The sequence below is a fragment of the Adlercreutzia sp. ZJ176 genome (genome assembly GCF_011038975.1).
In the GTDB taxonomy this organism is placed as follows: domain Bacteria; phylum Actinomycetota; class Coriobacteriia; order Coriobacteriales; family Eggerthellaceae; genus CAAEEV01.
This window is the reverse complement of sequence record NZ_JAAKEC010000001.1, coordinates 156,391-174,589: the sequence shown is the minus strand read 5'-3', so window position 1 is coordinate 174,589 and position 18,199 is coordinate 156,391. Positions and strand designations below refer to the sequence as shown.

General features: G+C 68.7%; 13 protein-coding genes and 1 pseudogene. 11 read left to right on the top strand and 3 right to left on the bottom strand.

Features of this window, described 5'->3' with window-relative positions; genetic code table 11:
* Window positions 1–54 precede the first annotated feature (54 nt).
* From clpB to G7Y50_RS00695, 9 genes are all read left to right on the top strand, one after another.
* Complete coding sequence (clpB, locus tag G7Y50_RS00735) at window positions 55–2,754, top strand: ATP-dependent chaperone ClpB (RefSeq protein WP_165047308.1); 2,700 nt, start codon at window positions 55–57, stop codon at window positions 2,752–2,754.
* A gap of 682 nt (window positions 2,755–3,436) precedes the next feature.
* Window positions 3,437–3,574, top strand: coding sequence for a hypothetical protein (locus tag G7Y50_RS00730; protein WP_165047304.1), 138 nt, complete (start codon window positions 3,437–3,439; stop codon window positions 3,572–3,574).
* Window positions 3,575–3,577: 3 nt separating this feature from the next.
* The gene (locus G7Y50_RS00725) at window positions 3,578–5,101 is read left to right on the top strand and encodes a TrkH family potassium uptake protein (protein WP_165047301.1); all 1,524 of its coding nucleotides are present in this window, start codon (window positions 3,578–3,580) and stop codon (window positions 5,099–5,101) included.
* Window positions 5,098–5,766, top strand: a complete 669-nt coding sequence (locus G7Y50_RS00720) for a hydrolase (protein WP_165056901.1) — start codon at window positions 5,098–5,100, stop codon at window positions 5,764–5,766. Before G7Y50_RS00725 ends, G7Y50_RS00720 begins: the two co-directional genes overlap by 4 nt.
* The gene (rsgA, locus tag G7Y50_RS00715; protein ID WP_165047292.1) at window positions 5,766–6,815 is read left to right on the top strand and encodes a ribosome small subunit-dependent GTPase A; all 1,050 of its coding nucleotides are present in this window, start codon (window positions 5,766–5,768) and stop codon (window positions 6,813–6,815) included. The genes G7Y50_RS00720 and rsgA overlap by 1 nt, the downstream gene beginning before the upstream one ends.
* A gap of 167 nt (window positions 6,816–6,982) precedes the next feature.
* Window positions 6,983–8,353, top strand: coding sequence for a glycosyltransferase (locus G7Y50_RS00710; protein ID WP_165047284.1), 1,371 nt, complete (start codon window positions 6,983–6,985; stop codon window positions 8,351–8,353).
* Between the two features lie 30 nt (window positions 8,354–8,383).
* On the top strand, window positions 8,384–9,310 hold the full coding sequence (locus G7Y50_RS00705; RefSeq protein ID WP_165047271.1) for a sulfite exporter TauE/SafE family protein: 927 nt from the start codon (window positions 8,384–8,386) through the stop codon (window positions 9,308–9,310).
* 57 nt (window positions 9,311–9,367) lie between these two features.
* On the top strand, window positions 9,368–10,702 hold the full coding sequence (locus G7Y50_RS00700; protein WP_165047268.1) for a histidine kinase: 1,335 nt from the start codon (window positions 9,368–9,370) through the stop codon (window positions 10,700–10,702).
* Window positions 10,703–10,839: 137 nt separating this feature from the next.
* Entirely contained in the window at window positions 10,840–11,859 is a 1,020-nt protein-coding gene (locus G7Y50_RS00695) for a hypothetical protein (RefSeq protein ID WP_165047266.1), read from the top strand.
* A gap of 89 nt (window positions 11,860–11,948) precedes the next feature.
* On the opposite strand, the gene G7Y50_RS00690 is transcribed toward G7Y50_RS00695, so the two are convergent.
* The 3 genes from G7Y50_RS00690 to G7Y50_RS00680 all read right to left on the bottom strand — a co-directional run bounded on the left by G7Y50_RS00690 (window position 11,949) and on the right by G7Y50_RS00680 (window position 16,673).
* A complete protein-coding gene (locus G7Y50_RS00690; protein WP_165047264.1) occupies window positions 11,949–13,913 on the bottom strand; it encodes an MDR family MFS transporter in 1,965 nt (654 codons plus the stop codon).
* 425 nt (window positions 13,914–14,338) lie between these two features.
* On the bottom strand, window positions 14,339–15,058 hold the full coding sequence (locus G7Y50_RS00685; protein WP_165047262.1) for a response regulator transcription factor: 720 nt from the start codon (window positions 15,056–15,058) through the stop codon (window positions 14,339–14,341).
* A 220-nt stretch (window positions 15,059–15,278) separates the two neighbouring features.
* Complete coding sequence (locus tag G7Y50_RS00680; RefSeq protein WP_165047260.1) at window positions 15,279–16,673, bottom strand: sensor histidine kinase; 1,395 nt, start codon at window positions 16,671–16,673, stop codon at window positions 15,279–15,281.
* A 154-nt stretch (window positions 16,674–16,827) separates the two neighbouring features.
* Here G7Y50_RS00680 and G7Y50_RS00675 point away from each other — a divergent pair, with 154 nt between their 5' ends.
* Together G7Y50_RS00675 and G7Y50_RS12230 are read left to right on the top strand one after the other, a co-directional pair.
* Complete coding sequence (locus G7Y50_RS00675; RefSeq protein WP_165047257.1) at window positions 16,828–17,028, top strand: DUF4177 domain-containing protein; 201 nt, start codon at window positions 16,828–16,830, stop codon at window positions 17,026–17,028.
* 109 nt (window positions 17,029–17,137) lie between these two features.
* A pseudogene (locus tag G7Y50_RS12230) lies at window positions 17,138–17,824 on the top strand (ABC transporter ATP-binding protein); the annotation flags it as partial.
* Window positions 17,825–18,199: the final 375 nt, after the last annotated feature.

Genomic DNA, 18,199 nt, shown 5'->3' with positions numbered 1-18,199 from the left:
AGCACGTGGCGCTGCGGCGCCTTTGCCGCGCGCCGTCTTCCCTAAGGAGGAACCATGAGACTAGACAAACTGGCGTTGACCGCCCAGGAGGCGTTCCAAGGCGCCATGGGCGTGGCCGGTGACGCCGAGGCCGCCGTCATCGAGCCCATCCACCTGCTGAAGGCGCTGCTCGACGCGGGTGAGAACAACATCGCGGCCATCATCAAGCGCATCGGCGCCGACCCGGCGCAGCTCGCGCGCAACGTGGAGGACGAGATCGGCAAGATGGCCAAGGCCTCGGGCAACGCCATGCCCATGGCCATCCCCGGCAACGACCTCATGCGCGTGGTCGACAACGCGGTGAAGATCGCCGAGAAGCTCGGCGACAGCTACGCCACGAGCGAGCATCTGCTCATCGCGCTGTCGGAGGACAAGGGCGCGGCGGGCCGCGTGCTCACTGCGGCGGGCGTCACGCGCAAGAACATCGAGAGCGCCTACGAGGACCTGCGCGGCAACACGCGCGTCACCTCGCAGACCGACAAGACCCAGTTCGAGGCGCTCGAGCAGTACGGCCAGAACCTCACGCAGCAGGCCCGCGAGGGCAAGCTCGACCCGGTGATCGGCCGCTCCGAGGAGATTCGCCGCACCATCCAGGTGCTGTCGCGCCGCACCAAGAACAACCCGGTGCTCATCGGCGAGCCCGGCACGGGCAAGACGGCCATCGTGGAGGGGCTCGCGCAGCGCATCGTGGCGGGCGACGTGCCCTCGAGCCTGCGCGACCGCGACATCGTGTCGCTCGACCTGGGCGCCATGATGGCGGGCGCGAAGTACCGCGGCGAGTTCGAAGACCGCCTGAAAGCCGTGCTGCGCGAGGTGAAGGAGGCGGGCGGCAACGTCATCCTGTTCATCGACGAGCTGCACACCATCGTGGGCGCGGGCGCGGGCGGCGACAGCTCGCTCGACGCGGGCAACATGCTCAAGCCGGCGCTGGCGCGCGGCGAGCTGCACGCCATCGGCGCCACCACGCTCGACGAGTACCGCAAGTACGTGGAGAAGGACGCCGCGCTCGAGCGGCGCTTCCAGCCCGTGCTCATCAGCGAGCCGTCCGTCGAGGACACCATCGCCATCCTGCGCGGCCTGAAGGAGAAGTACGAGATCCACCACGGCGTGCGCATCACCGACGGCGCCATCGTGGCGGCGGCCGAGCTGTCGGACCGCTACATCACCGACCGCTTCCTGCCCGACAAGGCCATCGACCTCATGGACGAGGCGGCCTCCCGCCTGCGCATCGAGATCGACTCGATGCCCGAGGAGGTCGACGCCGCCGAGCGCAAGCTCATCCAGATGCAGATCGAGGAGCAGGCGCTCATGAAGGAGACCGACGCCGCCTCGGCCGAGCGCCTGGAGCGGCTGCGCCGCGACATCGCGAACGCGCGCGAGGCGCTCGACCACCAGAAGGCGCTCTGGCAGAACGAGAAGGACGTCATCGCGGGCGTGCAGAACCTGAAGGCCGAGCTCGAGGCCGCGCAGCTCGAGGAGGAGCGCGCCACGCGCGAGGGCGACCTGGCCCGCGCGTCGGAGCTGCGCTTCGCGCGCATCCCCGGCCTGCAGTCCCAGCTCGTCGAGGCCGAGCAGGCGCTCAAGGCCAAGCAGCAGGACGGCGCCATCCTAAAGGAGGAGGTCTCCGAGGAGGAGATCGCCTCCGTGGTGTCGAGCTGGACGGGCATCCCCGTGACCAAGATGATGCAGGGCGAGATGGAGAAGCTCGTCGATCTGGAGGACGTGCTCAAGCAGCGCGTCGTGGGCCAGGACGAGGCCGTGAGCGTGGTGGCCGGCGCCATCCGCCGCAACCGCGCGGGGTTGTCCGACCCCAACCAGCCCATCGGCTCGTTCATGTTCCTCGGCCCCACCGGCGTGGGCAAGACCGAGCTCGCCAAGGCGCTCGCGGAGTACCTGTTCGACTCCGAGAAGGCCATGGTGCGCATCGACATGTCCGAGTACATGGAGAAGTTCTCGGTGCAGCGCCTGATCGGCGCGCCTCCGGGGTACGTGGGCTATGACGAGGGCGGTCAGCTCACCGAGGCCGTGCGGCGCCACCCGTACTCGGTGGTGCTGCTCGACGAGATCGAGAAGGCGCACCCGGACGTGTTCAACGTGCTGCTGCAGGTGCTCGACGACGGGCGTCTGACCGACGGGCAGGGCCGCGTGGTGAACTTCAAGAACACCATCATCATCATGACCTCGAACATCGGCAGCCAGATCATCCAGGAGCAGGCCGCGCAGGAGAACCAGACCATGGGCGAGATGGTCGAGCAGATGGCGAGCATGACGCCGGAGGCCGCGGCCAAGCGCATGATGGACTTCACCAACCGCCTGCAGGACACGCTGCGCACCACGTTCAGGCCCGAGTTCCTGAACCGCATCGACGACGTGATCACGTTCAACGCGCTCAACATCGCGAACATCGAGAGCATCGTGAACCTGCAGCTCGACGAGGTGCGCGAGCGCCTGGCGACCCGCCGCATCACGCTCGACGTGACGCCGGCGGCCATGGAGCACCTGTCGATCGACGGGTACGACCCAGTCTACGGCGCCCGCCCGCTGAAGCGCCTGATCCAGCGCCAGGTGGTCGACTGCATCGCCGAGAAGGTGATCTCCGGCGAGGTGCGCGACCGCAGCCACGTGCTGGTCGACCTCGACGACGAGGGCGAGTACGTCTGCCGCGTCGAGGGGCCGATGGAGCTCGACTTCGACGCGCTGCTCCTCGACCGATAGCCGAAGCGGGCAAGAGGGAGCTGAGGTAAGAAGCGTTATGGCGCCGCGGCCAAGGCCGCGGCGCCAGCTAGGGGCGAGCTTCGGCCGCCTTCTCCAATTTGGGGACCTGCCGGGCAATCAGCAGGCAGGTGAGGCTGGCAACGGCTAAGGCGACGGCCACCTTCGCGGATCTTCTCATGAGCGCACCTCGCAAGATCGTAGGATTCCTATGCTGAAAAGGATAGGGAGGCGCTCTTTCGCAACCCTTGCACGTGCCTTACGTTTTGGTCACGCCTCCGCTTTCGAAGCATTTCTTGCTGTTCCTTTGCCAATTTGCTGTTTTGTCTCGTCTCGTTGGGCTCCGTGCAATTTTCCGCTGCGATTTTGGCAGAAATCTTCAGTTCTTTGTCTTCTTAGCTCGTTGCAGAAGCAAGTTCACCTTGACCTCAAGAAGAGCAGACGACGAAACCCCAGGTCGCATAATTCGCCACACCTGAATTCGGCTCTTGTCAGCCGCCCAAAAAGGTGAACTCACCGCTAAGAAGACAAAGAACTGAAGATTTCTGCCAAAATATCCCTCCAAATCTGCACGGTCCCGCAAAAGCGTTTCCCTGTCCTTGTTTCCGCCTGCCTCGTTGGGGGTTCTCGCCCGCGCCCATGGGGCCTCCACATTACGGGGGCTCTTTTCGGCTAAAATGGCGGCATGCGTAAATCGATCGACGACATAAAGTCGGCCGCCGTGCCGCCCCTCACCGGCTTCGCGTTGGTGCTGCTCTCCATCGCCGGCTTCATCGTGGCGCTCTGGGTCATCATCACCGTCGTGCGCGTGGTCATGGGATAGCTCATGTGGCAGCGGTTCACACTCGACGACCTGCGCGTGATCGGCCACTACCTGGGGACGCTCATCATGTTCTCGGCGCTGCTCATGGCGGTCCCGCTCGCCATGGCGCTGCTCTTCCAGGAGTGGGAGCCCGCCGCGCGCTACCTCTCCGCGGCCGGCGGCGCGCTCACCCTCGGCGCGCTTCTGCGCTTCTTGCGCGTCGAGCCCTGCCGCCTCACGCGCCGTCAGGCGCTCGCGGTCACGGGCCTGGCGTGGATCGTGCTGGCGCTCGTGTACTCCGTCCCGCTGTACTTCTCGGGGCACTACCTCACCTACCTCGACGCGCTGTTCGACGGCGTGTCGGGCCTCACCACCACGGGCGCGTCGGTGGTGGTCGACCTGGACCACCTGTCGAACGCCGACAACATGTTCCGCTTCATGATGCACCTGATCGGCGGCTTGGGCCTCATCGTGGTGGCGCTCTCCATCGGGCTGTTCGGCAAGCGCGCGGGCGCCTCGCTGTACACCTCGGAAGGCCGCCGCGAGCACGTGGTCCCCAACGTCATCCAGACCACGCAGTTCATCGCGCGCATCACGGCGGCCGTCATCTTGCTGGCCACCGTGCTGCTGTCGCTGTTGTGCGTGGTCGCGGGCATGGAGCCCGCCCGCGCGATTCTGCATGCGCTGTGGATGGCCATCTCCAGCTTCGTGACCGGCGGCTTCGCGCCCGCGGGCCAGTCGATCCTGTACTACCACTCGTTCCCCATCGAGCTCGTGCTCATCTTCCTCATGATCCTGGGCTCTGTCAGCTTCGTGATGTACGCCGAGGTGTGGAAGGGGCGCGTGGGCGCGTTCTTCCGCGACATCGAGACGCACACCACCGCGCTCTGGATCGCCGCCATGACGGTCGTGTTCACGGCGTCGCTGGCAGCCTGGCCCCTGTTCTCCGACCTGCCCGCGCTTCTGCGCCGCGGGCTGTTCATGGTGATCTCGGCGTACTCCACCACGGGCTTCCAGACCATCACCACCAACCAGCTCACCACGGTGCTCTCGTCGGGCGCCTTCCTCTCGCTGGCGCTGCTCATGGCCGTCGGCGGCAGCGCGGGCTCCACGGCGGGCGGCATCAAGCTCTACCGCGTGGGCATCATCTTCAAGTCCATCGTCTCCACGGTGAAGGAGGCGCTCGCGCCCGACTCGGCGCGCGTGGTGGTGGCGTACAACCACGTCGGGCGCCGCATCCTGAGCCCCGAGGTGGTGAAGGAGGCCATGACGGTGTTCATCCTCTACGTGATCACCTACGCCCTCGGCGCGCTCGTGGGCATCGCGCACGGCCACGAGGCCACGCAGGCCATCTTCGAGTCGGTGGCCATGACGTCGAACGGCGGCATCGTCACGGGCGTGGTGAGCCCGGGCATGCCCTTCACGCTCGAGCTGTTCTACATCTTCCAGATGTGGGTGGGTCGTCTCGAGTTCGTGACGCTGCTCGCGCTGATCGTGGAGGTGGGCGCCTCGATCCTCCCGCGCCGGAAGGTCAGGGGTGCGTCATGATGGGGAAAACGCGCATGTCCGCTTTCGCGCGCATTCGGGCGCTTGCATACGTTTTCGCTCCCGCACGCTCGCTCGCCTCTGCGCGCGCTTTCGCCCTTGCGTTTGCCCTGGCGTGCGCTCTGGCGCTCGCGGCTCTGGTGGCGGTGCCGGCGGCGTGGGCTGAGGAGGGCCCCGACCCGAGCAACCAGGTGAACCCCCAGCAGCTGCCCGACAGCTCGTTCATCTACGACACCTCGATCTCCGAGCTCGAGACGGCCGACTCCTACCTCGACGGCCAGACCGTGCAGGTCACCGGCGAGGTGGTGGGCGATCGCATCAACGCCGAGCTCGACTTCGACCACTGCTGGATCACGCTCGAGGCCACCGACGGCTCGTTCGCCGAGGTGCCGGTGCTCACCACCCTGGCCGCCACCTCGGTCATCGACACGTACGGCGCCTACGGCAAGCGCGGCACGGTGCTGCAGGTGCGCGGGACGTTCAACCTGTCGTGCCCCGACCACGCGGGCCTCTCCGACCTGCACGCCAGCCACGTCTCGCTCGTGTCGAAGGGCGCTGCGGTGCGCGAGGCGCCCGACGCGCTGCGGTTCGTTCCCGGCGTCCTGCTGGTGCTGGCGGGTCTCGCGCTCGTCTTGGTGTTCCGCCACATGAGGGAGAGTCGCCGCTGATGGAGGGCTGTTGCGAAACCACGTTCGCGCGTGGCGAGGTCATCAAGCTCGACCGCGGGTTCCCGCTGGTCAGGCTTGAGAGCGGCGAGCTTCTGCGCTGCGAGCACGCCACCGCGCTCCTGAAGGGCGCCGCCGAGCGCGCGGCCATCGGCGACAAGGTGGGCGTGCGCCTGCCGAGCGCGCACGACAAGGCGCTCATCGAGGAGATCTTCCCGCGCACGCGCGCCTTTGTGCGGAAGGACCCCACCGAGCGCGCGCTCCCGCAGGTGCTCGCCGCCAACTTCGACCGCGTGGTGGTGGTCCAGCCGCTCGCCGAGGTGAACATGCGCCGCCTCGAGCGCGAGCTCGTGCTGGCGTACGAGACCGGAGCCGAGGTGACCGTGGTGCTCACGAAGGCCGACCTCGCGCAGGACGAGTCGCAGATCGACTCCGTGCGCGCCCAGGTGCGCGCACTTGCCGGCCCCGACGTGAAGACGCTCGTGGTGTCGGCCAACGACCCCGCCTCGGTGGAGGCTGTGCGCGCGCTCCTTCCCGCGGGCACCACCACGGTGCTCGTCGGGCGCTCGGGCGTGGGCAAGTCGAGCCTGGTCAACCTGCTTCTGGGCGAGCATGTGCAGGAGACGGCGCAGGTGCGCGAAGGCGACGGCAAGGGCCGCCACACCACGGTGAGCCGCGAGATGCTCGACGTGCCCGGCGGCGGGCGCGTGGTGGACATGCCCGGCGTGCGGGGGCTGGGGCTGTGGGACGCCGACGCGGGAATCGAGGCGGCCTTCGCCGATATCGAGCTCATCGCGCGCGACTGCCGCTTCCGCGACTGCAAGCACGAGCGCGAGCCGGGCTGCGCGGTGCGCGCCGCCGTGGAGGCCGGCGACGTGCCCGCCGAGCGATTCGCGTCCTACCAGGCGCTGCGCTCGGAGACGGCGGCCATGAAGGAGCGCCGCGAGCAGGCGCGCTGGATGCAGCGCGAGCAGACGCCCGCCGCCAAGCGCGCGCCGCGCGGCCGGGGGAGGCCCGCCTCCGCCAGCCGCCGCGGGAAGGGCAAGCGGTAGCGCGTCCCGCGGACGTGAGTAGGGAAGCGGACCGGGCCGAAGGGCGGTCGACGCCGAAAGGCAGCCGACGCCGAAGGGCGGCTAGAGGGCAGAAGCAGAAGGCAGATCGGACAGGGATAGGCAGAGTCAGTCAGCAGCAGTAAGCAGCGAGCAGATAGAGGGAACGCATGAAGCCAGTCGTTATCATTCCGACGTACATATCGGCCACGCGCCGTCGCCGCGAGAGCCGCGAGGTGGTGGGCAGCTACGACCACACCACCGCCATCACGCAGTCCGGCGAGCTGGGACGCTGCCTCGCCTCGCTCGAGGGGGTGGAAGGCGTCGGGCTCGTGGTGGTGCTGGTGGCGGCCGACGCAGGGCTTGAGAACCAGGCGGCGGAGAAGGTCCGCGCCGTCGCCGCGTCGCACCCCCGCTTGAGCGTGCTCGTGATCGGCGCGGCTGAGCTCGCGCTCGTGCGCCAGCGCATGGAGCAGCTCAACATCGGGCGGCTCGAGGACGAGGTGGGCCTGCGCGGCTACAGCGCTGTCCGCAACCTGGGGCTCGTGGTCGCCATCACGCTCGGCTTCGACGCGGTGGTGTTCCTCGACGACGACGAGGTGATCGACGACCCCGCCTTCCTCAAGAACGCCATGTACGGCTTGGGCAAGCTGACGAAGAAGGGCATCCCCATCTTGGCGAAGACGGGCTACTACCTCAACGACCAGGGGTCATACCTCTCGAAGTGGGAGGACAAGTGGTACAACCGCTTCTGGCAGCAGGGTCGCGCGTTCAACGCGTGGATCTCGCGCGCCATGCAGGGCCCGCGTCTGTCGCGCTCGAACCACGTGTGCGGCGGCTGTCTGGCCATCCACAAGGAGGCCTTCAAGCGGCTGGCTTTCGACCCGTGGATCACGCGCGGCGAGGACCTCGACTACATGCTCAACCTGCGCATGTACGGCTCGGACATCTGGTTCGACAACCGCTGGGTGCTGCGCCACCTCCCGCCGGAAACGCAGAGCGAAGGCGACCGCTTCCGCCAGGACATCTTCCGCTGGATCTACGAGTACCGCAAGCTCGAGTACTCGCGCGCGCTCATCGACCTGCAGCAGGTCAAGCCCGCCTCGCTCGAGCCGTACCCGGGGCCGTTCCTGGAGCCGGGCCTCACGCGGCGCATCCGCCTCACGGCGCTGCTGCGCAGCCTCGCCCGGCCCGACAAGCGCGCGTATCGGCGCGCGGCGAAGGCGGCTACCGGCGAGGCGTCGGCTTACGCGGAGGCGAACTGCGCCAAGTACTTCGAGTTCCAGTACGTGTGGCCCGAGGCCATGGCGCGCCTCGACTCCGACCAGATGCTCACCACGGCGCTCGTGCGCTCGTGCCTGATGGAGCCCGTGGGCGGCGCGGGCGGGGACGCCGGAGGCGGCGGCGCGGCTGGCGGCGCGGCTGCGGGCGGCGGCGCGGCTGGCGGCGCGGGAGCGGGCGCGGGCGCGCCGGTGGCGGCCCCGTCGACGTCGGTCGACCCGGGCCTCACCTGCGAGATCCGCCTGAACATCGCGGAATAGGAAGGCGGGGAGACGGTGGACGAGCTCGGCATGATAGCTGCTTCGCTGGCCGTGGGTCTCTTCGTAGGGGTGCTGTCGGGCCTGCTCGGCATCGGCGGCGGCACGATACTGGTGCCGGTCCTCAAGCTGGGGTACGCGCTCGAGCCCATCGTGAGCACGGCGACCTCGATGTTCACCATCATCCCCACCAGCGTGTCGGGCGCGATCACGCACGTGCGCCACAAGACCTGCCTGCCGAAGCTCGGCGTGGCGGCGGGTGTGGGCGGCGCGCTCACCTCGCCGGTGGGCGTGTGGCTGGCCACGCGCTCGGAGGACTGGATGATCATGGTGGCGGCTGCCTGCGTGATCGCGTACTCGGCCATCACCATGCTGCAGAAGGCCCTCGCCGCGCCGAAGGCGGGGAGGGGGAGCGGCGCGCCCGAGGCGGCGGCCGAGCCCGGGGCTGCGGCGGCGGCCAAGGCGGCGAGCTCCAAGCCCGCATCCGCCCCCGCAGCTGCCTCCGCGCCCGCATCCACGTCCGCGCCCGCCCCCGCAGCCGCAAACGCCCCCGCACCCTCCGCAGCCTCCGCCCTTCCGCGCGTCACCACGCGCCAGGTCGTCCTCACCTTCCTCATCGGGATGGTGGCGGGCGTGGCCTCGGGGTACGTGGGCCTCGGCGGCGGGTTCCTCATCGTGCCCATGCTCGTGACGTTCGTGGGCCTGCCCATGCGCCTCACCTCGGGCACGTCGCTCATCTCCGTGATGATCCTGGCCGTTCCCGGCGTGGTCTACCAGGGCATGCTCGGCAACGTCGACTGGATCGCCGGCATCGCGATCGCCTGCGGCTCCATCCCCGGCGCCGCCCTCAGCGCGCGCTACATCACGAAGATTCCCGAGCGGGCGCTTCGCCTCGCCTTCGGCTGCTTCCTCCTGGTGGCCGCCGCCCTCCTCGTGGTGGACCAGGCCGGCGTCATCTGAGCCGCACGGGGCCTGCCCGCTCCCTACGTGAAAGTTAGCTGGTATACTAAGCGCATTATGCAAGAGATCATCGACACCAAGAAAAACAACAGGCGCATGGCCCCGCGGTTCTTCAACCTCGAGATGCTCGCCCTGACCATCGCCGCCCTCGCCGCTCTCGTCATGGTGGGGGCGCTCATGTCGCCCACGGTGAGCGTGCCTACCGTCATCGTGGCGGGCGTGATCTTCACGCTCTCGCTCGTCATCGTGATGCGCCTGCTCAGCGATCCTGACTCGGTGCGCGCGCACCAGTCCGACGCCATGCTGCAGCTCTCGAGCGCCACGCTCGACCTCATGCAGGACGGGCTCAACCAGCAGTCGGCGCAGGACATCTGCGAGCTTCTGCTGCCGAACACCGCGGCCATCGCCGTGGCCATCACCGACAAGGAGAAGATCCTCGGGTACGTCGGCTTCCAGGAGGCGGAGAACCCCGCCGGCGCCGACATCCGCACGCAGGCCACGCATGACACCATCGCCGACGGCGTGGCGCGCGTGCTCTACAGCGCCGAGGAGATCGGCTTCCCGGAGGGCGCCAGCACCATCAAGGCCGCCATCATCGTTCCTCTGCGCGTGGGCTCCAACGTCGAGGGCACGCTGAAGTTCTACTACCGCAGCGCGAAGAAGATCACCGAGACGCAGAAGTCCATCGCGCAGGGCTTCGGGCGGCTGCTGTCCACGCAGATGGCGGCGGCCGAGATGGAGAACCAGCGCAAGCTGGCCACCGCCATGGAGCTCAAGATGCTTCAAAGCCAGATCAACCCGCACTTTTTGTTCAACACCATCAACACCATCGCCTCGCTCATTCGCACCGACCCCATGAAGGCCCGCACGCTGCTGCGCGAGTTCGCGGTGTTCTACCGCCGCACGCTGGAGGACTCCTCCGAGCGCATCATGCTCTCGCGCGAGATCGAGCAGACCATGCGCTACTTCTCGTTCGAGGTGGCGCGCTTCGGCGAGGACCGCGTGGGCCTCTGCGTGGGCGCGGGCCCCGAACTGCAGGACATGATGGTGCCGCCGTTCATTCTCCAGCCGCTCGTCGAGAACGCGGTGCGCCACGCCATGCCGTCGGAGGGCAAGCTCATCATCTCCATTCTGGCCGAGGTCGACGGCGATGACGTGGTGGTCAGCGTGTCTGACGACGGCGTGGGCATGGACGAGCAGACATGCAACAACATCATGCACCCCGAGTCGTCTACGGGTATGGGCATCGCCGTGAAGAACGTGCACGACCGCATGAAGGGCTTCTTCGGCGAGCGCGCCGACATGCGCGTGGAGAGCGAGCTCGGGCGTGGAACCACCGTCACCCTGCGCTTCCCCGACTGCGCGGTGAAGGCGATCGACCCGATTTCGTGATCGTGCCGAAAGGCTGCCGCAAGGTTGCCGAAGGAGGGCGCGGCCGTGGACAAGTTCCGCGCTCTTCGGTATGATCGAAGGCAGTTTCGTCTGCAGGTTTGCTGGTTGGCCTCGATTCTCATCAGGGAGCGATTCGCTTGGCTGAAGTCATCTCATCTCCGGTTGCGCTGGTGGCCTTGGGCCTCGCGGTGCTTGCCGTCGCCATCGTGCTGCTGGTGGTCTGGATCATCACGCTCGACCGCCGCATGCGCGGCGTGGTCGACGGCCTCGAGGCCGAGCGGCGCAAGGTGGCCGAGATGCAGATGGTGATCGGGCGCCGCAACGTGGCGGCCCGCGGCTACGGCGCGCCGCGCGGAAGGGGCAGGGCCCAAAGGCCGCAGGGCGGCGCGCAAGGGCGGCCGCAAGGGCAGCCTGTCGGCAAGCAGCAGCCGGTGGCGCAGGGACAGCGGCCCGCAGGCGCTGGCGCGGCGGGACGCCCGCAGGACGGCGCGCGCCCGCAAGGGCAGCGGCCTGCGGGGCAGATGCCGCAGCAGGCGGCGCAGCCCGCCCGGTCCCAGGCGCAGCCCGTTGCATCTGGGGCGCAGCCTGCCCGGCCCCAGGCGCCGTCACCCCAGCCGAATCCTCCTGTGCAGGCTCAGCAGCAGGCGCGGCAGCGCGTCGCGAAGGAGCCGCAGCGTACGGCCGAGCCGCAGCGTGTGACTTCCGCGGCCGAGCCGGCGCGCTCCCGCTCGCGTCGCAAGGAGTCCGCGATTCCGCGCGGCGCTGACAAGGGGGCGAAGCCCGCTGCGCGCAAGCAGCGCGTTCCCGAGCCGAGCCCGCAAGCCCAGCAGGCGGTCTCTGCCGTGCGCGAAAGCTTCGACGCCGTCGCTGCCGAGCGCGCGGCGCGTGCAAAGGAGGAGGCGCGCCGCGCAGCTGAGCGCGCTGCTCGCCAGCAGCGCATAGCGGCCCGCCGCCAGGCGCGCGCGCAGGCAGCCACCGCTCAGCCCACCGCCGCCCAGCAGGCTGCTGGTAGCGCCCAGCCCGCCGTCGCACGGCCCGCTGCGCGCGCGCAGGCAGGCGCAGGCGCGCAGGCAGGCGCCCAGCCCGCCGTTGCTCAGCCGGCCCCTGCCAAGCAGCAGCCGGCTCCCGCCGGAGGGCGCGGCCGCCACGCGCGCTAACCCAAGCTTCTAGCTCGGTAACCCAACGCGATCAGCACAGCCAACGCGACCTGCGCGGACAGCCCGCCGTCGCGCGGCCGCCACGCGCACTAGCGCTGCTTGGCCTGCTCGCCGGCAGCTATGGCGTGGATGATGTTGCGGCGGCTGAGCGCGCCGACCAGCTTGCCCTCGGCGTTCACCACGGGCATCTTCTTGATGCGCTTGGTGGCCAGGATGTGGCAGGCTTCGTCGATGCGCGCGTCGGGGGTGGTCGACAGCACGCGCCTCGTGGCGATCTTCATCACGTTGAGGTCGAGCAGGTTGCTCAGACGCTCCTGGATCCTGCCGTCGTCGACGGCGTGGTAGAGGTTGAGCGACGCGTCGAACATCGCCATGTCATTCTTGCCCAGGTACTGAGCCACATCGCCGTCGGTGACGAAGCCCACCACCACGTAGTCCTCGTCGACCACGGGCACGCCGCTCGTGTCCGTCTCGGCCATCAGCAGCACCACGTCGCGCATGGTCGCGTTCGCCGACACGTAGACCGGGTGCAGGTTCATGGCGTCGCGCACGCGCACGTCGTCGGAGTCTGCGGCTGTCGCGGAGGCCGTGGCCCCGCTGCCCGCCGCGGCGTTCGCTTCCACGCCTTCGCCTGCCTTCGCCTTCGCGTCCTCGGCGCGCGCCGCGCGCGCCGGCGCCTTGTCGCGCACGAGCGCCACGATGACCACGAGTGCCACCACCAGAAGCGCGCTCGTGGTGCAGAACGCCAGGTGGGTGCCGGCGAACGACTGCTCGATGCCCGCAGCGCCCGCGCTCGCCGCGAACGACGACCCGAGCGCCGACACCGATACCAGCATGGCCGTGCCGAACGACGCTGCGATCTGGTTGAGCGTGTTCGACAGGCCCTGCGTGTGCTGGATCACGGAGTTGTCAAGCGAGTTCAGGCCCCACGTGTTCAGCGGCGTCATGATGAACTGCAGGCCCATGGTGAGCACCGTGTAAACGGTCGTTACCATCACGATGGACGTGTTCATGCCCAGAAGCACGAGCCCCGCCGCGCCCGCCAGCATGACGATGCCGCCGGGGATGACCACGCGGCGCACGCCGTAGCGGTCGAACAGGCGGCCGGCGACCAGGCCCAGAAACGCGCCGATCACTGCGCCGGGCAGCATGGCCACGCCTGACATGGTGGCGCTCTGCCCGAGCACGCCCTGGATGTAGAGCGGCGTGATGACGCCCGTGCCCATGAGCGCCGCCTGGATGATGACGATCGTGCACACGGCGGTGGCGTACGGGCGCGCCTTCAGGATGGACACTTTCAGCATGGGCACCTCGAGGCGCAGCTGGCGGCGGATGTAGAGCGCCATGAGCACGATGCCCGCCGCGATGAGCCCGCCGGTGACGGCCATGTTGCTGCTCGAGGCGAACGTGGACAGGCCGTAGAGCAGGCACACGAGGCCCACTGAGCTCAGCATCACGGAGAGCTTGTCGAAGGTGGTGCGCTCGAAATCACCGTAGTTCTTCAGCACGAGCGCCGACGCCGCGAGCACGAGCGCCGACAGCGCGGTGACGATGACGAACAGCGCACGCCAGCCCACCGAGTCAACGAGCAGGCCGGACACCGACGGGCCGATGGCGGGCGCGAACCCGATGATGAGCCCGATGACGCCCATGGCGCTGCCGCGCTTCTCGCGCGGGAACACCAGCAGGATCACCGTGAACACCATGGGCATGACCATGCCCGTGCACGCGGCCTGCAGCACGCGGCCCGCCAGCAGGAACGGGAACGCGGGCGCGAGCGCGGCCAGAAGGCTGCCGGCGGTGAATATGGCGAAGCCGGTGATGAACAGCTGGCGCGTGGTGAAGCGCCCGATCAGGAACGCGGAAAGCGGGATGATGACGGCTTCCACCAGGGAGTACCCCGAGGTGAGCCACTGGATCGTGGTGGCGTCGACCTGCAGGCTCGCCATGATGGCGGGCAGCGCAGGCGAGAGCAGCGTCTGGTTGAGCACGGCGAGCAGAGTGCCGGAGAGCAGCACGGCCACCATGACGAATTGCTGACGTGTAAGACCCATCTGATATGCTCCTTATCTCTCATGTGCGATTTTTTGCATAAAGAGTAGGAGAACACCTTTTCAGGCGATCGTCAACAGCCCGTACCCGAAAACGCGCGACTTCCTCACGTCGCAGACCCATCCGACAGACGACGCTCGCCGTTCGAGTCTCCCCCTCTGTCGCAGACCCGGACAGCCGACGACGCTTCACCGTTCAAGCTTCCAGCGAACACCCCCTGCGTCCGAGCTTCCGGCGGATGACTCTCCGATGCCCAGGCTTTTCCTCCGCCATCCTGAATGAGTAGCCATCCCTCGTGTTGCTGATAATCGCTACGGGTCTCATCCTGGGCAAGCCACCCCCCCTGTCATCCTGAACGAGCGAAGCGAGTCGAAGGATCTGGCCCCAAGCATGGTGGGCTCTCATGCGGCATTCGCTTGCATTCTACTTACCCCATGAGGCTCTTCCAGTAGTGCACGGCGATCTGCGTGCGGTTCTTCAGGCCGAGCTTCGCGAGGATGGAGCTGATGTGGTTGCGCACCGTCCCTTCGCTCACATAGACGGTGCCTGCGATGGCCTTGTTGTCGAGGCCCTGCGCCACCAGCTCCACGATGCGCTGCTCGCGCTCGGTGAGCTGGACGTTCGCGAAGGCGTCGCCCGCGACGGCCGGCGCGTCGGGCGCGGCCGCCCCTGTGGCTTTGGGGCCCGCGGTTTTCGCGTTCGCTTCCACCGCTTCTCGGCTCGTGGGCGCCTCTGCGCGCGCCCCCAGGTGGGGCATGCGCCCCATCACCTCGCTGCCGAGCACGTTCTGCCCGGCCATCACGCTGCGTAGCGCGGGCGCGATGGAGGCGACGTCCTGCTTGATGAGGTACCCGCGCGCGCCAAGGCGCAGCGCGCGCACGATGTAGTCGTCATCGGCGAAGGTGGTGAGGAAGACCACGCGCGCCTGCGGGCTGTCCGCGAGGATGCGCTCGGCCGCGCTGAGGCCGTCGCCTTCGGGCATGCGGATGTCCATGAGCAGCACATCAGGTGCGACCTGCGAGAAGAGGCGCACGGCCTCGCGTCCTCCGAGCGCGGTCGCCACCACTTCGATGTCGGGCTGCGCGTCCAAGATGGTGGTGAGCGACTCCGTGATGAACGGGTCGTCGTCGACGATCATGACTCGCATGAGAAGGCTCCTTTCACGGTTTCAGTTGGGAAGTGACGAGAAACCCGCGATCTGATACCGTCTTGCGCTCCGCTTGCGGTGGATGCGTCTTGGCGTGCAGGATCGGATTTCGCGCCACCAGGGTTTTCTCCGGGACGTGAGGGGCCGCGACGCTTCGGCTGGAGATCCTGCGGTATCAGATCGCGGGTTTCTCGCCACTTCTGGCGTTGTGGTGTGCATGTCATGGGCGATCCGGGGCCTCCTTGGGTATGGAGGCGAACACGCGGAAGCCCGCGCGCTGGCCTTCGTGCCCGCATGCGCCCGCCGCGCCGTCGCCCGCCCCTCTCGCGGCGCCTGCGCCGGCTGCCCTTGCGCTCGCGCCGGCTGCCCTTGCGCCCGCGCCGGCTGCCCTTGCGCTCGCCGTGCGTTCGAAGCCCGCGCGGAAGGAGCCGCCGAGCGCGGTTACCCGCTCCTCCATCGACTGGAGCCCCATGCCGCTGCCGCGTGCCGGCCCCGCCGCCCTCGCGCCTGCGCCCGCGTTGCCGCCTCCGTTGTCGGTTACGGTGATCTGGTAGAGCGCGGGGTACTCCGTCAGGCGCACGTGTGCCTTCGTGGCGCCGCTGTGGCGCATGACGTTGGCGAGCGCCTCGCGCGCGATGGCGATGAGGCAGAGCGCCACGGGCGCGGGTGCGTCGTCGACGGCGTAGTCGATCGTCACGGCGATGCCTGCCGCCTCGCAGCCCCGCGCGCATTCCCGCACCTGCCCCTCGAGGTCGAGCGCGTCGTCGTGCAGGGCGTGCACGCTTGCGCGCACCGAGGCGAGCGCTTCGGAGAGCGTGGCGCTCACGGGCGCGAGCTCGCGCGTGACCTGCGCGTCCTGCGCATGCACCACCTGCATGGCCTCCACCTGCAGGATGGCGCGAGTGAGCAGGTGCCCCACGTTGTCGTGGATCTCTCGCGCGATGCGCCCGCGCTCGGTGAGCGTGGCCACGTGCACCTCGTAGTCCTGCTTGTCGCGCAGGTCGCGGTTGCGCAGCTCGAGCGCCAGGGAGTGCTCGCGCATGCTGTCGCGCGCGATGCGCTGCCGCTTCTTGTCGGCGAGCAGGCGCGAGGTGCGCCACGAGAGCAGCGCGGCCACGACGGCCATCGCCAGCATGACGCCCGCGGCGCTAAGCGGAAGCCGCGGCAGGGCGGCCGCCAGCGCGGCCGCGCACAGCACGCGCAGGGCGCGCGTCTCCCATGGCGCCTCCGCATCCGCCCGCACGCCCCCGCTGGGCGTCCGCGCTCCGCTTCCGCCTGCGCCTGCGCCTCGTGCGGCGTTGCCGCCCGCGGCTCCCGCGGCGGTCCGGCCGGCGCTCCCGCTCCCGCCCGCGCCTTCGCCTTCGCCGTCCTGCTCGCTGCGGATGCAGTCGTAAGCTGCCAGCGGCGCGAACAGCGCGCACGGCGCGCAGGCCGTCGCCAGCACCAGGTAGGCGGCCGTCCCCGCACGTCGCGCGCGGCCCGGCACCACCTCGAAGAGCGCCGCGGCCGTCACGGCGGCGAGCAGCCCCGTCACCTCGAGCGTCGAGGGCGTGACGAGCATGAGCGCCAGGCAGCACCCCGCAAACACGATGATCTTGTCCAAGACGCGTTCCATGCTTCCATCATACGGCAAGCGCCCGCGCCGAACACGTTCTTGCAGGTGAACTCGTGACAAAAGTCACTTCTGCCGAATCCCCCTCGCGTGGATACTTGAAGCTACGTTGAGAGGAGCGCGCCCGGCCTGTGGGAGCGCGAAGAAGGAGGATCGCATGAAACGATACGAGTACGTGCCCGTTGAGTTCAGCAACAGCAAGCTGACCACCGCGCGCAGCGAGGAGCATCGCCGCATCATCGACGAGCGCGCTGCCGACGGCTTCGCCTTCGCGGGGTGGGTGCCCACGCTCATGGGGCCGAGCGGCAAGATCCTCTCCGTTGACTTGGTGTTCGAGAAGGAGGACGAGCGTGACTAGAGACGCTAAGGACGCGACGCGCGCGGCAGGCGCAACACGCGCGACGGATGCGGCAGGCACAACACGCGCGACGCGCGCGGAAGGCGCGGCAGGCAGCCTCGTCGTCGAGGTGTCGAACCTGGTCAAGCGCTACAAGGAGACCATCGCGCTCGACCACTTCAACCTGTCGATAGAGCCGGGCGAGGTGTTCGGCCTGCTCGGGCCCAACGGCAGCGGCAAGACCACGGCCATCAACTGCATCCTGCAGTTGCTCACATACGACAAGGGCGAGGTGCGCCTGTTCGGCGAGGCCATGGCGCCGACGCGCTATGACCTCAAAAGCCGGATCGGCGTGGTGCCGCAGAACCTCGCCGTGTTCGAAGAGCTCACCGTGCGCGAGAACATCGACTACTTCTGCGCGCTCTACGTGCCCGACAAGGGCCGCCGCCGCGCGCTTGTGGACGAGGCCATCCGCTTCGTGGGTCTGGAGGGCTACGAGCGCTTCCGCCCGAAGAAGCTCTCGGGCGGCCTGGCGCGCCGCCTCAACATCGCGTGCGGCATCGCGCACAAGCCCGAACTCATCATCCTCGACGAGCCCACGGTGGCCGTCGACCCGCAGAGCCGCAACGCCATCCTCGAGGGCATCCTGCGGCTGAACGCCGAGGGCTCCACCATCATCTACACGAGCCACTACATGGAGGAAGTGGAGGAGATCTGCTCGCGCATCATGATCATGGACAAGGGCCGCGGCGTGGCGTGCGGAACGAACTCCGAGCTCAAAGCCATGATCGGCACGGGCGAGAAGCTGCGCATCCAGCTGGCGGGTGCAGGTGCGGCGGGCCTGTCGGCCGACGCTGACGCGAATGTTTCACGTGAAACATTCGTGTCCTCGGCGGGTACGGCTGCGGCGGGCATGGCTGGAGCGGGCCTGCCAGCGGCCGCAGCCGCGGTTGATCCTTCCGCAGGTACGGCTGCGGCGGGTGCGGCCATGGGCGCGGGTGCGGCTGCGGGCCTGCCAGCGGGCGCGGCGGGTGCGGCCGCGGTTGATCCTGCGGCAGGTACGGCTGCGGCGGGTGCGGCCATGGGCCTGCCAGCGGGCGCGGCGGGTGCGGACGCGGACGCTGCCGTCCCCACGGCCCCCGCGCACGCCGACCTCCTCGCGCGCGTCCGCGAGCTGCCCCACACGCTGCGC

What these genes read in the sequence shown, in the direction of transcription:
- G7Y50_RS00730 (WP_165047304.1), top strand. Translation starts at nt 3,437, where the DNA reads ATGCGTAAATCGATCGACGACATAAAGTCGGCCGCCGTGCCGCCCCTC.
- G7Y50_RS00685 (WP_165047262.1), bottom strand. Translation starts at nt 15,058, where the DNA reads ATGCGAGTCATGATCGTCGACGACGACCCGTTCATCACGGAGTCGCTC.
- G7Y50_RS00700 (WP_165047268.1), top strand. Translation starts at nt 9,368, where the DNA reads ATGCAAGAGATCATCGACACCAAGAAAAACAACAGGCGCATGGCCCCG.
- G7Y50_RS00675 (WP_165047257.1), top strand. Translation starts at nt 16,828, where the DNA reads ATGAAACGATACGAGTACGTGCCCGTTGAGTTCAGCAACAGCAAGCTG.
- G7Y50_RS00705 (WP_165047271.1), top strand. Translation starts at nt 8,384, where the DNA reads ATGATAGCTGCTTCGCTGGCCGTGGGTCTCTTCGTAGGGGTGCTGTCG.
- clpB (WP_165047308.1), top strand. Translation starts at nt 55, where the DNA reads ATGAGACTAGACAAACTGGCGTTGACCGCCCAGGAGGCGTTCCAAGGC.
- G7Y50_RS00725 (WP_165047301.1), top strand. Translation starts at nt 3,578, where the DNA reads ATGTGGCAGCGGTTCACACTCGACGACCTGCGCGTGATCGGCCACTAC.
- rsgA (WP_165047292.1), top strand. Translation starts at nt 5,766, where the DNA reads ATGGAGGGCTGTTGCGAAACCACGTTCGCGCGTGGCGAGGTCATCAAG.
- G7Y50_RS00710 (WP_165047284.1), top strand. Translation starts at nt 6,983, where the DNA reads ATGAAGCCAGTCGTTATCATTCCGACGTACATATCGGCCACGCGCCGT.
- G7Y50_RS00690 (WP_165047264.1), bottom strand. Translation starts at nt 13,913, where the DNA reads ATGGGTCTTACACGTCAGCAATTCGTCATGGTGGCCGTGCTGCTCTCC.
- G7Y50_RS00720 (WP_165056901.1), top strand. Translation starts at nt 5,098, where the DNA reads ATGATGGGGAAAACGCGCATGTCCGCTTTCGCGCGCATTCGGGCGCTT.
- G7Y50_RS00680 (WP_165047260.1), bottom strand. Translation starts at nt 16,673, where the DNA reads ATGGAACGCGTCTTGGACAAGATCATCGTGTTTGCGGGGTGCTGCCTG.